The following is a 13,863-nucleotide window of genomic DNA, read 5'->3' as shown; positions in this document are numbered from 1 at the left end:
CACGAAACCAGCCATGCACCCCATATTGCCGGAGTTTTCCGCCCGTGAGCCTGCTCGTCATATCCGATCTGACCCTGCGCATCGCAGGCCGCACCCTGCTTGATGGCGCCAGCCTGAGCATTGATCCGGGCCGCAAGATCGGTCTGGTCGGTCGCAACGGGGCGGGCAAATCGACCCTTCTGGCCGCGATCGCGGGGGATATCGCACCTGATGGCGGCACGATCCACATGTCGGCGCGCGCGCGCATGGCACGGATCAAGCAGGAAGCACCCACGGGCTATGGCTCGCTGCTGGACACGGTGCTGGCGGGCGATACCGAACGGACGGACCTGCTGCGCGAATCCGAAACCACGACCGACCCCGCCCGCATTGCCGACATCCATGAACGCCTGCTGGCGATCGACGCCCACAGCGCCCCGGCGCGGGCGGCCGCCATCCTGTCCGGGCTGGGGTTCGATGCGCAGGCACAGACCCGCCCGGTATCGGACTTTTCGGGCGGGTGGCGCATGCGCGTGGCCCTTGCCACGGCGCTGTTCCTCAACCCCGACCTGCTCCTGCTGGATGAACCGACCAACCATCTGGACCTTGAGGCCACGATCTGGCTGGAAAACTGGCTGGCGCGGTTTTCGGGGGCGGCGCTGATCGTCAGCCATGACCGGGGGCTGCTGGACCGCGCGGTGGACGCCATCGCCCATCTGGACCACGGCAGGCTGACACTGACGCCAGGCGGGTATGAGGAATTCGTGCGCATCCGCACCGAACAGGCGCTGCAGCAGGCCCGCATGGCCGAACGCATCAACGCCAAGCGCGCGCACATGCAGTCCTTCGTGGACCGTTTCCGTGCCAAGGCCACCAAGGCCAAACAGGCGCAGGCCCGCATCAAGGCGCTGGAAAAACTGCCGCAGATCGACAGCGTGGTGGAAGATACGCCCAGCCACTTTTCCTTTCCCGAACCCTCCCCCCTGCCGCCGCCCATGCTGGTGATGGACCGGGTTTCAGCCGGTTATGGCGATCACACCATCCTGTCCAACCTGTCACTGCGTATCGACATGGAAGACCGGATTGCCCTGCTGGGGGCGAACGGCAACGGCAAATCCACCTTTGCCAAGCTGGTGGCGGGGCGGCTGGAACCCCAGTCAGGCACAATCCAGCACAGCCCGAAGCTGAAGGTCGGCTATTTCGCCCAGCATCAGGCCGAGGAACTGCGTCCCGATGAGACCCCGGTGGACCACATGGCCCGCGCCCTGCCCGACGCCACCCCACCCGCCGTGCGCGCGCAGCTTGCCCGTTTCGGCCTGGACGCGGAACGCGCGGAAACGCCCACGCGCGACCTGTCGGGGGGTGAGAAGGCGCGCCTGCTGCTTGCACTGGCCACGCGCGATGCGCCGCACCTGCTGATCCTTGATGAACCGACCAATCACCTTGACCTTGACGCACGTGACGCGCTGATCCGGGCTTTGGCGGAATTCGAGGGCGCGGTCCTGCTGATCAGCCATGACCCACATCTGGTTGAACTGGTGGCCGACCGGCTGTGGCTGGTGGGCGATGGCACGGTCCGCCCGTTCGAGGGCGACATGGCGGAATACCGCACATGGCTGACCGAACGGGCGCGGGCAGTCTCGAACAACGACCCCGCCCGTCCTGCCGCAGCCCCAAAACGCGATGACCGCCGCGAACGCGCCGAAGCCCGCAAGGCCACGGCCCCCCTGCGCAAACGCATCCGCGATGCCGAACAGCTTATGGCCAGACTGGTGGCCGAGCGCGCGAAGCTGGAAGCCCGTCTGGCGGACCCCAAACTGTATGAAAGCGGCAAGGCGGATGAAGTCACCGCACTGAACACCCGCCTTGCCGCCATTGCACGCGAACACGACCGGGCGGAAGAAGACTGGCTGGCAGCGGAAACGGAACTGGAGGCCGCCAGCGCGGAATAGGCCCGCCTCCCCATCCACGCGCCTGCCTGATGAAGTCATTCACAGGCAGGCGCATGCGGGCGGATCAGAAATCCGACCTACGTGGTGAACGCGCCATCCTGCCATGCAATGCCATCGCCTGCGGAACTGCGTCATCATATCGGACTGAGATATCTCGATCCCCACGCGCGCTGCATTCCATATGATTGACACATCGGCCGTTTTTTCCGGATTCGTTCACCGCATTCATGATCCGGGTGGGGTAAAGGCCGCGCGGATGCGACCCAAATACGGTCATGTCGTCATCTTCTCCCTGCCCGTTGCATGGACTGAAGTCAGGCATATCGGCTGATCTCAATTACGCGGCAGACAGACATTGAAGATATTACCAGACGTCAATAGTAGTGCTGGAAATTTTCAGATACAGGAAGATACAAACAGTTACAAATGCAGGCTGTCATAAAATGAAAAAAGTCAGTTCCCTCATTTCATCCAGCGTCTTATGTGCGCTTCTTGCGGGATGTTACGGTACTGTTGCCAAGGAAGGCATAAAATACAGGCACCTATCAAAAATGTCCGAGGAACAGATACAGGCGAAAACAACCGTAACCAACCAGCCATGGTCAAAAACCGCGACAGTCAGTCAGGAAAAACTATACAACAATGGTAAAAACTGGGATCATTTTGGAGATAATAAAGTATTAACGGTTGATCTTACTTCATTTCTTTACTCTGTTATTAAAAAAAGCGATAGATCGGCAAATTATTATTTAGGTATTGATACAGATATTGGCGGCGTTGCATATCAGCATATGGAATACACCGAAGATGGCGTCAAAAAATATACCAATGTCACCAATATTGATAACGAAACAAGCTGCGATGGAGCGAATGTCTATGCGGGCCGCGTCAGTCCGGACTGCCATTACGAAACAAATGCAGCCTTCCCCATCAGCAAGGAACTTCTGGAAAAAATAGCCGGTTCAGATCAGCCATTTAAAGTATTGTTTGTATCCGAAAATTCCACAGTCGTCCCGTTTGATGACATTATCGCCCCATCAGAAGCCCGCGCCCTGCTTGACCGCGTGCAGCAGGAAGCCGCCAGCGTCACCCCCGCGACCGAAGCACAACCGGATACCCCATCGAAATAACATCATCCCTGACCACTCCGGGACGACCGACATTTTTCCGGAGACTGCCTGAAAGCAGCCTGATGGCGGGGCATTGCGCGCGATGGGATAACCCAGGTGGCAATATGCCGCATCCGCCCCGCCATTCATCATGGGTCACGCATTCTGCCAGCAGCAAATTCCTGACCTAGACCGGGCCACGCGCTCCCGCACGCTGCACCAGCAGTCCGGTCAGGAAAATCGCCAGCCCCGCGGCCGACAGCCCGGCCCCGGCCCATCCCACGTCCTGCGCACCATAGCCTGCGGCAATCACCGTCCCGCCCAGCCACGCGCCAAATGCATTGGCCACGTTGACGGCGGAATGGTTCAGCGCCGCCACCAACCCCTGCGCATCGGCCGCCACATCCATAAGCCGGGTCTGCAACGCGGGCAGCAGGGCAATGATGCCGCCCATCAGGCTGGTTACGATCAACACCAGCACCATGCTTTCCGCGCATACGGAAAACAGGCACAGCATGATGGTGCTGGCCGCCAGCGTCACCACCACCGCCAGCGTGGGGCTGATATCCACCAGCCGGGCACCGGCCATGTTGCCCGCCACCATGCCCACGCCCCACAATGACTGCGCCAGCGGCACGACATAAGCAGGCACGCCGGTCACGCCCAGCAATACCGTGGACAGATAGGTGCCGACACAGAACATGCCGCCAAACCCGATCGCCCCCGTCGCCAGCGTGAACCATACCTGCGGTCGCCGCAGCGCACCCAGTTCACGCCACAGCGAACCCTGCGGATCGGGCGCCACGATGGGCACCGTACGCGCGATCATGACAAGGGCCAGCAGTTCCATGACCGCGATGAAGGCGTAAACCGCCCGCCAGCCCAGCATCTGCCCCGCCCATGTCACCAGCGGCACCCCGACGACATGGGCGACCGTCAGCCCCACGAACACACCGGCTACCGCCCGTCCCCGTCGCGCGGGGTCGGCCATGCCCGCGGCCACCAGCGCCGCCACACCGTAAAAGGCCCCATGCGGCAACCCGGTCAGGAAACGTATGACCAGCAGCGTCCCGTAACCCGGCGCCAGTGCCGATGCCGCATTGCCCACGACAAACATGGCCTGCAGCGCCAGCAGCAGCCGGTAGCGCGACAGGCGCGCGCCGATCAGGGCGGCCAGTGGGGCACCGATCACCACCCCCACCGCATAGGCACTGATGACATGCCCCGCCACCGGGACCGACACGCCCAGCGAACGGGCGACACCGGGCAGCATCGCCATCAATGCGAACTCCCCCGTGCCTATGGCAAAGGTGGCGACAGCCATTGCCCATCCTGCCCCCCCGGACCGTACGGGCGGGACCGGATGCGATGAAGAAATATCTGGAGTACTCACATGTCCGCCCTTTTCCGACAGCAGATATTGGCTTACGCCTTAAACGGTCACGAAGGGAGTGTACCTGCGCGACCCCACGTTCTGGCCTGCCGCCAGTTAGTGGAATTTTAGGACAACGCAATCCATACCCCTTCCCGGACGTTATCCCGGCTGCGGCTGTGCTGGCGTTCACGTTCCACGCAGCCCCTTTCATGGCCACCATACGGACATATAGATGACCACCTCCTCCCCGCTGGATCCCACGCCTGACGCCCCTGCTTCCCGACCTGCCCCGAAAAAAGACGAAATCCCCGATCCCCGCGCCCAGCAGCTGGCGCGCATCTATGCCCTGCTGCGGCTGACACTGGTCATCACCATCGTGGTCATGCTGATCTGGGTGGTGGGTGACGTGCTGATGGTCATTTTCGCCGCGACCCTTGTTGCCGTGATCCTGCACAACCTTGCAGGCATTGTGGAACGCCACACGCGCATGCCCTACTGGCTGTCGCTCACGGCGGTGGTCGTGGTCATAATCGGCGCGCTGACCGGACTGATCTGGAGCAGCGGGCCAGAGATATCGGAACAGGCCGTAAAACTGCGCACCGCGTTGAGCGAGCAGGCCCATAACCTGCGTGACAGCATGGGCCATTCCTCCACCGGACGCATGATCCTTGACAACTTGCCCACGACGCTGGGGGGGAATGAACAGGCCGCCAGCAGCAGCGGGTTCGGATCACTGGCCGGGTCCATGACCGGTTTCGTCTCCTCCGCGTTCGGGGCTGCGGGCACGCTGGCGGTCATCCTGATCGCGGGGCTGTATTTCGCCATATCACCCGAACTGTATGTCAATGGCATGCTGCGGCTGATCCCGCATGAATACCGCCACACATCGCGCGAACTGCTGCTGACGGCAGGGCGCACCCTGTGGGCATGGACGGCGGGACAGGCGCTGGACATGACCGTGGTGGGACTGCTGTCCTTCATCGGTCTGTGGTGCATTGGCGTGCCGCTGGCGCTGGCGCTGGGAGTCGTGGCGGGCATGGCCAACTTCATTCCCTATATCGGCGCGTTCGTCGGCGCGGTGCCCGCCGTGCTGATCGGCCTGTCACAGGGCACGCGCGAAGGGGTCATGGTGCTGTGCCTGTATGCCGCCATCCAGTTTTTCGAGGGCAATGTCATGGCCCCGCTGATCCAGCGCCACGCGGTCAAGATGCCACCGGGACTGACCATCCTGTCCCAGACGATCTTTGGCACCATCCTTGGCATTCCGGGGCTTATCCTGGCCTCTCCGCTGACGGCGGCCCTGCTGGCGACCGCTGACCGCGCCACCCCCAAGCTGAAGGACAACGAACGGGTATAATTGATTACCTTGAAGCATTTTCTGAATAAAAACAGGGACGGGAGATCATACTCCCGTCCCCGTTGTGCATTCATCCGCGCTGTCTTCTTCAGGGCAGCAGCGTATTCACATCCACATGCGCCATGCCCGCGCGGGTGGCGGCCAGCATGCCCTCGCGGCTATCCTCGAATACCAGACATGATGCAGGCGGCAGCGCCAGCCGGCCCGCCGCCAGCAGGAACATGTCCGGCGCGGGCTTGGGGTTTTCCACGTCATCTATGGTGATGATGGCATCAAAAAGCCGTTCCAGCCCAAGGTGGCGCAGGCAGGCGGACACGATCTGCCGTGACCCGTTGGATGCCACCGCCATGGGCAGGCGGCCATGGTACTGGCGGGCAATGTCCGCCACCACGGTAATTTCACGCAGCACATGCAGCCTGCGCAGCATGCTGTCGCGCGCTTGTAAAATGATGCCGTCGCGGTTCACGCTGCGGCCCAGTCTGGCCTCGACAATATCCAGCACCATGTGTTCGGACATGCCGCCATGGCCGTGGAACCATTCGGGCGGCACGTTCTGTTCTATGGCGTCCTCAAGGGCCGCGATCCAGCCTTCGCGGTATAACGGCAGGCTGTCGACCAACGTGCCGTCACAATCAAAGATCAGACCTGCCGTATCCGCACGCACCGGGCTCATGGAAAGGCAGACCGGGGATAATCGTACTGGTTGACCAGGTCACGCAGGGCGTTGAAGTCCTTGTCCTTGAAATGGTGGAAGCGGATGACCGCACCGGGCCGTTCCTCGACAAACACGGTGTTGTTCCAGTCAGCGGCGCTGATGCCGGTCCACAGCGTGATGCGGTAGGGGACTGCCGGATCACCGGCTGGCTGCTGGCCCTTGTGCTCGACCTGCATTTCCAGCACCGCATCCCCGCTGGATGGCGGGGTCTGCCCCAGCGGGCCCCAGCCTGCGGTATGGGCCTGCAGCCAGTCATTGAGCGTATGGACCTGTGCCGCCGTCAGCGTGCGCTCCCTGCGCATCGGCCCCACGGCAATGGTGCCCGTTTCCATGGTGGGAAAGCTGAGGGGCCGGAAATTGGGCAGGGCGATAAGCCACAGCCCCGCCGCCGTACCGATCGTGATAACCAGGAACCCGATCAGCAGGGCTGTCTCGCGTCTCATTTGCGTATGATCTCCTTATGCACGCACGGCCGCAACGACGCGGCCCACGTCATGATCCGACAGTTCCGCATGCAGCGGCAGCGCCATGATCCGGCGCGACAGGTCTTCCGACACCGGCAGCGCCACGCCATCATGGGCGGCGACATAGGCAGGCTGCTGGTGCAGCGGAAGCGGGTAATAGATGGCCGACGCCACGCCATGGCTTTTCAGCCTGTGCTGCAGGGCGGCGCGGTCTTCCGCCCCTTTCGTCAGCACGGAATAGATTGCCCATGAACCATGGCTGCCTGCCACGCGCGCGGGCGGGGTCACGCGGCCCGTAATACCCGCGTCATACGCATCGGCAATGGCGCGCCTGCGTTCAAGTTCCATGTCAAACACATCCAGCTTGGCCAGCAGGATCGCGGCCTGAATGGTGTCCAGCCGCGCATTCATGCCGGTGCGCAGGACCTCGTACCGGGTCTTGCCTTCGCCATGCGTGCGCAGCGAACGGTACAGTTCGGCCCGTTCGGGATCATCGGTCAGGATGCCGCCTGCATCGCCATACGCACCCAGCGGCTTGGAAGGGAAGAAGGACAGGGTGGTTGCCACCGCCTCCCGCCCCAGCCTGCGGCCCGACAGCGTCGCACCGAATGCCTGCGCGCAGTCGGCCATGAGGAACAGCTTCTCCTCCGCCGCGATCGCGCGCAGTTCGGGCCATGGGGCGGGCTGGCCAAACAGGTCCACGCCGATCACCGCGCGCGGGCGCAGCTTTCCGGCCTTGCGGACATCGGCAATGCGCTTGCGCAGGCTGGCGGGATCGATCTGGAAGGTGGCAGGATCCACATCCACGAAAACCGGGGTCGCGCCCAGCACCAGCGGCACCTCCGCCGTGGCGGTATAGGTGAAGGCGGGCAGGAACACGGCATCACCGGCACCGATTCCCTCGGCCATCAGGACGATCTGGATGGCATCCGTGCCCGATGAGACACCAACACACTGCGCCGCCCCGCTATAGCTGGCCAGCCGGCCTTCCAGTTCGGTGACTTCCGGCCCCATGACAAAGCGGCAGTGTTTCATGACCGCATCGACACGCTGCCTGATTTCGTTGGCAATCAGGCTCTGCTGCTGGGGCAGGTTCAGAAAACCTATGGGAGCTTCCGCCGGAGCGTTCATGATGCATTCCTTTCCACATCGATCTGCCCCGCTGTGTCCGGAGTGGCCACACCATGCGGGTTATGGGCAAATTCGGGGACAAGCCTGCGGACAAGGTCCAACGCGCGCGCGCCATCACCATCCCGGCATGCCAATGTAAGTGCATCCATGATATTGGCGACCTGCGCAAGGTCCACCGTACGCGGCGTTGCCATCTGCAGGCCGGGACAGTCGGTGGGTTGCAGGATTTCCTGCTTGTAAAACAGGTCCTCGGTCAGCTTTTCCCCCGGCCTCAGCCCGGTAAAGCGGATCTGCACGTCCCGGTCGGGCCGCAGACCGGCCAGCACGATCATCTGGCGCGCCAGATCGACAATGCGCACCGGCGTGCCCATGTCCAGCACGAACACCCCGCCACCACGCAGCAGTACCGCCATGCCATCCGCCCGCCCCCCCGTACCGCGGGCGCTGGCCTGCAGCACAAGGCCGACCGCTTCGGACACGGTCATGAAATACCGCGTCATGCGCGGGTCTGTTACCGTAAGCGGGCCACCACATTCCAGCTGGTGGCGGAACAGGGGAATGACCGAACCCGTCGATCCCATGACATTGCCAAACCGCACGGTCACGCACTGCATGGCGTGCCCGTCGTCGCGGTTGCGTGCTTCCATATCCAGCGCCTGGCAGTACATTTCCGCAATGCGCTTGGATACCCCCATCACACTGGCGGGGTTGACCGCCTTGTCCGTCGAAATCAGGACCATGGCCCTGACCCCATGCCGGGCGGCGGTATCGGCCACGATGCGGGTGCCGGTCACGTTGGTCAGCAATCCCTCGCACGGGTTTTCCTCCACCATGGGTACATGCTTCAGCGCCGCGGCATGGAACACCAGTTCGGGGCGGAAACGGGCGAATACACGCTCCATCCGTCCCGCATCGCGTATATCGGCCAGGACAAGGTGGCGCGTAATGTCAGGGGCCTTTTCCGCCAGGTCTATATCCACCTGCCATAACGGGAATTCGCCAATATCCACCAAAATCAGCTGATCTGGGGCGTAACCTGCGATCTGTCGGGCCAGTTCGCTGCCGATTGACCCGCCAGCCCCCGTAATCAGCACGCGCCGCCCGCGCAGCATACCGGCAATGCCCTGCCCGTCCGGTGCAACAGCCGGACGGTTGAGCAGGTCCGACAGCCTGACCGGATGCAGCGGTGCCATGCCGCCCCCGGCGATACCGGACAGATCGGGCATGCAGCGCACCTGCGTGCCGGTTTCCTGTGCCATCCGCAGGACAGCAGACAGACGTTCGCCCCGAAAGCGGGGATCGGCCACCACCAGCAGCAGTTCATCTTCCGCCCTGAATGCCGACAGGATACAAGGCAGGTCCGCCACCTGCCCCAGCACCGGCACGCCACGCAGCCTGCGGCCGGGGCGGCGCTGACGGCCTTCGACCACCATGCCCACGACCAGACCGCCCATATCCGGCATGAGGCTGAGGAACCGGCTGGCGTCCTCCCCATCCCCCAGCAGGATCACACGCCGGTCGCCCCTGTCCCGGCCATCCCGACAGGACCGCCAGCACTGGTAGCCCGCGCGTGCCCCCGCCATGATAACAAAGGCCGCCATGGCATACGCCGCGCCAAACGCCGCCGCGCGCGGCCCACCCGACAGGCCAAGCATGCCCGTGGCCACCATGCCTGCCAGCACGCACGCGCCCGCCAGCCGCCAGTAATCGGACCGGCCCGCAAAACGCCAGTGCTGCTGGAACACCCGGAACGGCCAGCCCGCGACCCCGATGGCGGCCATGCCCAGCACAGGCAGGCCCCACCATGGCCATACAGTGTCACGACAGGCGCACAATCCCGTCGCCACGATTGCGGCAAGCCCGCCCATGAACGTATCAAGGGTGCTGTTTACGGCCAGTGTCCGTATCCTGCGCAGACACTCCGCCAGGCCGCCGCCGCTTGAGGATTGCGTAACCATCACCCTCCCCCTATAGCCGAGCAGAAGCAGGGCAAGAAGGAGAGATCATGCGCCCCTTCCAGCTTTCATGACCATGTTCCATTCATTTCATGCCGAAAACGTCTTTTTCGGGCTGTTCTTACTGGTGGCGGGCCTGATGTCCGCCGTGCTGTCGCGGCGGGTGATCGCGATGCGCGTGCTGGATTACCCGACCGGACGCAGCGCCCATGACAGGCCGGTGCCAAAGGGGGGCGGGCTTGCGATCCTGATCGTATTCGTGGTGGGCGTGCCGCTGGGCCAGATGATCTGCCACCGCCATGCGGACATGACGGATGTGACGCTGCTGCTTGCCACGGTGGGACTGGGACTGTTTTCATGGCGCGATGACATGCAGCCCATGCCGCCCTTATGGAAACTGGGGGCGCAGATTGCAGCCGCCACGCTGGTGGCGTGGGGCGACATGGCTGGCGGGACGGTCCATGCGCTGACGCCGGGCGGGCTTGGGCTGCGGGTCGTGTGGCTGGTGGCCCTATGCAACTGCATCAATTTCATGGACGGGCTGAATGGACTGGCCAGCGGGTGCACGCTGATCGCGGGCGTGATCGCGGCGGGGCTGTTCATGCTGGCGGGCGGCGGGGTGGAAACATGGGGCAGCGCCCTGATCCTGGCCGCAGCCTGTGCCGGATTCCTGCCCTTCAACTTTCCCCATGCGCGGCTGTTCATGGGGGATGTGGGCAGCCAGTGCTGCGGGCTGGTGCTGGGGGCGCTGGGCCTGCGCATGGCGGGCATGCCACAACTGGCCCATGGGGCATGGCTCATGCCACTCATGCTGTCGGGGCTGCTGCTGGATGTCATTGCAACCCTACTGCGGCGGCTATGCTGCCGCCGTCCCGTCATGCGCGCGCACCGGGAACATTTCTACCAGATGGCCCATCGCAGCGGCATGCAGGCCGCCGATATTACGGTCGTGACATGGGCGGGCACCGTGTGCGGCGGCATGGGGGCGGTTGTCGTGGGCATGGGATGGGTCCGCCCCGGCCCGGTCGTGCTGGCTGTCAGCATGATCCAGCTTGTCTGGATTGCCGCCGTCATATGCCGGGTGGGGCGTACGCCCGGCCTGTCGTGGTAGCAAAAAAACAGGGGGGAACAGCCTGCTGGCCATTCCCCCCTGTTTCTTTTGTCCTGACAGCGGATCTTATTTGCGCAGGGTAATCTTCATGCCCTGTGCCGCGGCGGCCAGACGGCCACCGGAACTGGACGTATCAAGGCGGATACGGACGCCGGCGGGATTGTTGAGCAGCACGGCGCCCACGCCGGTCCCGGCCGTGACATCCCCGTTGACGGCGGCATAGCTGCCTTCAAAATCCTTGACCTTCGTCAGGTTATAGACCTCACCCTGGCCACTGATGTTGGCATAGCCCACGGCCGCCAGCGAACCGCCCTCGATCTTGAATCGGTAAGTGTGGTTCTGGAACACCAGCTTGCCTGTGCCCCACGTGTGGCCGACCCCGATATCAAGGGACTTGAACTTCATCGTGACATGCCCCGACAGCGTGCCAAGCGATGATTCCGCGGCCCGGGCCAGTGTCGGCGCAGCCGCAAGCGGCGCCATGACCATGGCAAGGGCAACCAGACGTCGTGAGATACGCATGGAATTGAAACCTTCCGTCCGTTTCAGCATGAAGTGAACCCTCATGTAACTCAGCCAGCGCGGCGCTGTTCCTCGGTCCGGCGGGTACGCGTGGTCTTGCGCACGGGTGCCGCCGCCTTATCCTGCGTTGCCGCTTCATTCACGATGCTGCACAGGTCGCGCAGGTAGGCCTTGCCCTTGATCGTGTGCTTGATCAGCACGGAACGGCGGTCCATCGGGTCCGGCGCGCGGCGGGCCAGATCCAGTGCCTTCAGCCGGTCCAGCGCGCGGGTGATGGCGGGCTTGGACACGTTCAGTTCGGCTGCAAGGCCACGCACGGTGTGCGAGCCGTCGCCACGCAGGTAGCAGGTCAGGAAAACCGCCAGCTGGCGTGCCGACAGGTCGGGCCCGTCACGGCGGACCATCGCGACAATGGTGTCGCGCAGCGAATTGATCATCTGGTCCGTATTAGCGTCTGATGACTTGCTCATCGGTGAAAATCCCCTGTCAGAAATCAGCCTGCACACCGGCACGCATGGATGCGGAATCGGGTGGACTGGAATGGTGCGTCTTGGTTGTGCCTATATAATTGGCATTTACGGCATATATAAGTCGCAACAACCAAATTAGTTCGCATCCGGCATTGTTTCTTTAGTGATGCATTCTGTCCTCGATATTAAATATTTTTAACATTCCTTCATAAATCGCTCTTAAACCAAGACTTTCTCCGCCTTCTGGCCGTCCGGGCCGTGACGAATCATTCCATCCGTAGGTATCGATATGAACCCAGCGCACATCAGTTTTGACAAAATTTTCTAGAAAAAGTGCCGCTGTGATCGCTCCGCCCATGGGTTTGGATGAAATATTGTTCATATCTGCCACCGGACTGCGCAGCCATTTCCGGTACCCCGGCCACAGCGGCAACTGCCACAGCGGGTCCCCACAGGCCAGGCCGGACGCCACCAGCACAGCCCCCGTCGCGTCATGATTGGTGAACAGGGCCGGCACATCCGGCCCCAGCGCCACGCGGGCCGCCCCGGTCAGGGTCGCGGCATCCACCAGCAGGTCGGGCTGACGTTCGCAGGCCGCGTGCAGCAGGTCACACAGGACCAGCCTGCCTTCGGCATCGGTATTGCCGATTTCGACCGTCAGCCCCGCGCGGGTCTTCACCACATCAGATGGCCGCATGGCATGGCCCGATACGCTGTTTTCCACGCAGCCCAGACGCAGTTCCAGCCGGACAGGCAGGTCACGCAGCATGACCAGACGTGCAAGGGCCAGCATGATGGCTGCGCCCCCCATGTCCTTTTTCATCCGCAGCATGGAGGAAGGCGGCTTGAGGTCATACCCACCCGTATCGAAACACACGCCCTTGCCCACCAGCGACAGCAGTGGTGCCGTCTCGGTGGCGGTGCTGCCCTGCCAGCGGGCCTCAACCACGCAGGGCGCGCGGTCCGATCCCGCGCCAACATGCAGTACGGTCGGGAATTCCTGCGCCAGCCGCGCCCCGCGAATAACCGATACATCCGCCCCCAGCGGGGCCAGCGCCATCTCGGCCGCCTTGGCCAGATCATCCGGTCCCATGAGGTTGGGCGGCGTATTGATCAGCGAACGGGCAAGATTGATGCAGCGCGCCATGCTGGCCGCCGCCTGCCCCGCCCCTTCCACCACCAGCCGCGCAGGCGGGGCGGCGGGCGCCATGTCGCGGCCAAAAGCGGGCATGCGATAGGCGCCAAGACAGAAACCCAGTGCGATATCGCCTGCCTGCACATCCGCCGGGACACTGACCCGCCATGATCCGGCAGGCAGCGAGTCGGGCAACGCCCCGAACACGAACGGGTCGGTGCCATCCGTCTGCTCCGCAATGCCCAGCAGGGCCGTCGTGACCGTGCCATCCACACCGGGCAGCAGCTGTACCTGACCATACCGGGCGGCAAAACCGGCCTGACGGGCAAAGCGGGCCGCCACTTCACCCACCACTGCGTCCATCTCCCCCAGTGCCGAGGGGCGGATGGCATGCACCATGCCCACGGCCCCGTCCCGCACATCGGCCGCCGCGACCAGACAGTCCTGCGTTTCCAACGCGTTCATCGCATGTCCCTTCCCTGCATATATTCCTGTTTGCAGCAGGGTGCGTCCCCTGTCCGGGCAACGCAACACCCCAGCGCCGCCGACATGTGGTTTTACTTGCATTTGCCGCCACTTGGCCGGAGC

12 protein-coding genes are annotated in these 13,863 nt (G+C 63.2%); 4 read left to right on the top strand and 8 right to left on the bottom strand.

Features of this window, described 5'->3' with window-relative positions:
* The first annotated feature begins 44 nt into the window (after nucleotides 1-44).
* Nucleotides 45-1,931, top strand: a complete 1,887-nt coding sequence (locus AC1RQ9_RS01955) for an ABC-F family ATP-binding cassette domain-containing protein (RefSeq protein ID WP_485985359.1) — start codon at nucleotides 45-47, stop codon at nucleotides 1,929-1,931.
* 551 nt (nucleotides 1,932-2,482) lie between these two features.
* The gene (locus tag AC1RQ9_RS01950) at nucleotides 2,483-3,061 is read left to right on the top strand and encodes a hypothetical protein (protein WP_485985358.1); all 579 of its coding nucleotides are present in this window, start codon (nucleotides 2,483-2,485) and stop codon (nucleotides 3,059-3,061) included.
* A gap of 166 nt (nucleotides 3,062-3,227) precedes the next feature.
* Here AC1RQ9_RS01950 and AC1RQ9_RS01945 read toward each other — a convergent pair whose 3' ends face one another.
* A complete protein-coding gene (locus tag AC1RQ9_RS01945) occupies nucleotides 3,228-4,364 on the bottom strand; it encodes an MFS transporter (RefSeq protein WP_485985357.1) in 1,137 nt (378 codons plus the stop codon).
* Nucleotides 4,365-4,647: 283 nt separating this feature from the next.
* Between AC1RQ9_RS01945 and AC1RQ9_RS01940 the strand changes: the two genes are divergently transcribed.
* Complete coding sequence (locus AC1RQ9_RS01940) at nucleotides 4,648-5,772, top strand: AI-2E family transporter (protein ID WP_485985356.1); 1,125 nt, start codon at nucleotides 4,648-4,650, stop codon at nucleotides 5,770-5,772.
* Nucleotides 5,773-5,860: 88 nt separating this feature from the next.
* On the opposite strand, the gene AC1RQ9_RS01935 is transcribed toward AC1RQ9_RS01940, so the two are convergent.
* Genes AC1RQ9_RS01935 through AC1RQ9_RS01920 form a run of 4 tightly spaced genes read right to left on the bottom strand, consistent with a single transcriptional unit; the run spans nucleotide 5,861 to nucleotide 10,040 of the window.
* Entirely contained in the window at nucleotides 5,861-6,445 is a 585-nt protein-coding gene (locus AC1RQ9_RS01935) for an HAD family hydrolase (protein WP_485985355.1), read from the bottom strand.
* Nucleotides 6,442-6,930, bottom strand: a complete 489-nt coding sequence (locus tag AC1RQ9_RS01930) for a hypothetical protein (protein WP_193733748.1) — start codon at nucleotides 6,928-6,930, stop codon at nucleotides 6,442-6,444. The genes AC1RQ9_RS01935 and AC1RQ9_RS01930 overlap by 4 nt, the downstream gene beginning before the upstream one ends.
* Nucleotides 6,931-6,945: 15 nt before the next feature.
* A complete protein-coding gene (locus tag AC1RQ9_RS01925; RefSeq protein WP_485985354.1) occupies nucleotides 6,946-8,082 on the bottom strand; it encodes a DegT/DnrJ/EryC1/StrS family aminotransferase in 1,137 nt (378 codons plus the stop codon).
* Nucleotides 8,079-10,040 (bottom strand): polysaccharide biosynthesis protein, encoded by a 1,962-nt coding sequence (locus AC1RQ9_RS01920; RefSeq protein ID WP_485985353.1) that lies wholly within the window; start codon nucleotides 10,038-10,040, stop codon nucleotides 8,079-8,081. The genes AC1RQ9_RS01925 and AC1RQ9_RS01920 overlap by 4 nt, the downstream gene beginning before the upstream one ends.
* 73 nt (nucleotides 10,041-10,113) lie before the next feature.
* Between AC1RQ9_RS01920 and AC1RQ9_RS01915 the strand changes: the two genes are divergently transcribed.
* Entirely contained in the window at nucleotides 10,114-11,148 is a 1,035-nt protein-coding gene (locus AC1RQ9_RS01915; protein ID WP_485985352.1) for a glycosyltransferase family 4 protein, read from the top strand.
* A 66-nt stretch (nucleotides 11,149-11,214) separates the two neighbouring features.
* On the opposite strand, the gene AC1RQ9_RS01910 is transcribed toward AC1RQ9_RS01915, so the two are convergent.
* From AC1RQ9_RS01910 to AC1RQ9_RS01900, 3 genes are all read right to left on the bottom strand, one after another.
* Nucleotides 11,215-11,700, bottom strand: coding sequence for a hypothetical protein (locus tag AC1RQ9_RS01910; protein ID WP_485985351.1), 486 nt, complete (start codon nucleotides 11,698-11,700; stop codon nucleotides 11,215-11,217).
* A gap of 20 nt (nucleotides 11,701-11,720) precedes the next feature.
* The gene (locus AC1RQ9_RS01905) at nucleotides 11,721-12,140 is read right to left on the bottom strand and encodes a MarR family winged helix-turn-helix transcriptional regulator (RefSeq protein ID WP_193733744.1); all 420 of its coding nucleotides are present in this window, start codon (nucleotides 12,138-12,140) and stop codon (nucleotides 11,721-11,723) included.
* 160 nt (nucleotides 12,141-12,300) lie between these two features.
* Nucleotides 12,301-13,740, bottom strand: coding sequence for a leucyl aminopeptidase family protein (locus AC1RQ9_RS01900; protein ID WP_485985350.1), 1,440 nt, complete (start codon nucleotides 13,738-13,740; stop codon nucleotides 12,301-12,303).
* Between the last annotated feature and the right edge of the window lie 123 nt (nucleotides 13,741-13,863).

The sequence above is a fragment of the Komagataeibacter ossonobensis genome (assembly GCF_057359305.1).
Note: the sequence above shows the minus strand (reverse complement) of the source record. Positions and strands in the feature narration are given on the sequence as shown.

Coding starts and splice junctions, on each gene's coding strand:
- AC1RQ9_RS01950 (WP_485985358.1), top strand. CDS start 2,483: ATGTCCGAGGAACAGATACAGGCGAAAACAACCGTAACCAACCAGCCA.
- AC1RQ9_RS01945 (WP_485985357.1), bottom strand. CDS start 4,364: ATGGCTGTCGCCACCTTTGCCATAGGCACGGGGGAGTTCGCATTGATG.
- AC1RQ9_RS01940 (WP_485985356.1), top strand. CDS start 4,648: ATGACCACCTCCTCCCCGCTGGATCCCACGCCTGACGCCCCTGCTTCC.
- AC1RQ9_RS01935 (WP_485985355.1), bottom strand. CDS start 6,445: ATGAGCCCGGTGCGTGCGGATACGGCAGGTCTGATCTTTGATTGTGAC.
- AC1RQ9_RS01930 (WP_193733748.1), bottom strand. CDS start 6,930: ATGAGACGCGAGACAGCCCTGCTGATCGGGTTCCTGGTTATCACGATC.
- AC1RQ9_RS01925 (WP_485985354.1), bottom strand. CDS start 8,082: ATGAACGCTCCGGCGGAAGCTCCCATAGGTTTTCTGAACCTGCCCCAG.
- AC1RQ9_RS01920 (WP_485985353.1), bottom strand. CDS start 10,040: ATGGTTACGCAATCCTCAAGCGGCGGCGGCCTGGCGGAGTGTCTGCGC.
- AC1RQ9_RS01915 (WP_485985352.1), top strand. CDS start 10,114: ATGTTCCATTCATTTCATGCCGAAAACGTCTTTTTCGGGCTGTTCTTA.
- AC1RQ9_RS01910 (WP_485985351.1), bottom strand. CDS start 11,700: ATGCTGAAACGGACGGAAGGTTTCAATTCCATGCGTATCTCACGACGT.
- AC1RQ9_RS01905 (WP_193733744.1), bottom strand. CDS start 12,140: ATGAGCAAGTCATCAGACGCTAATACGGACCAGATGATCAATTCGCTG.
- AC1RQ9_RS01900 (WP_485985350.1), bottom strand. CDS start 13,740: ATGAACGCGTTGGAAACGCAGGACTGTCTGGTCGCGGCGGCCGATGTG.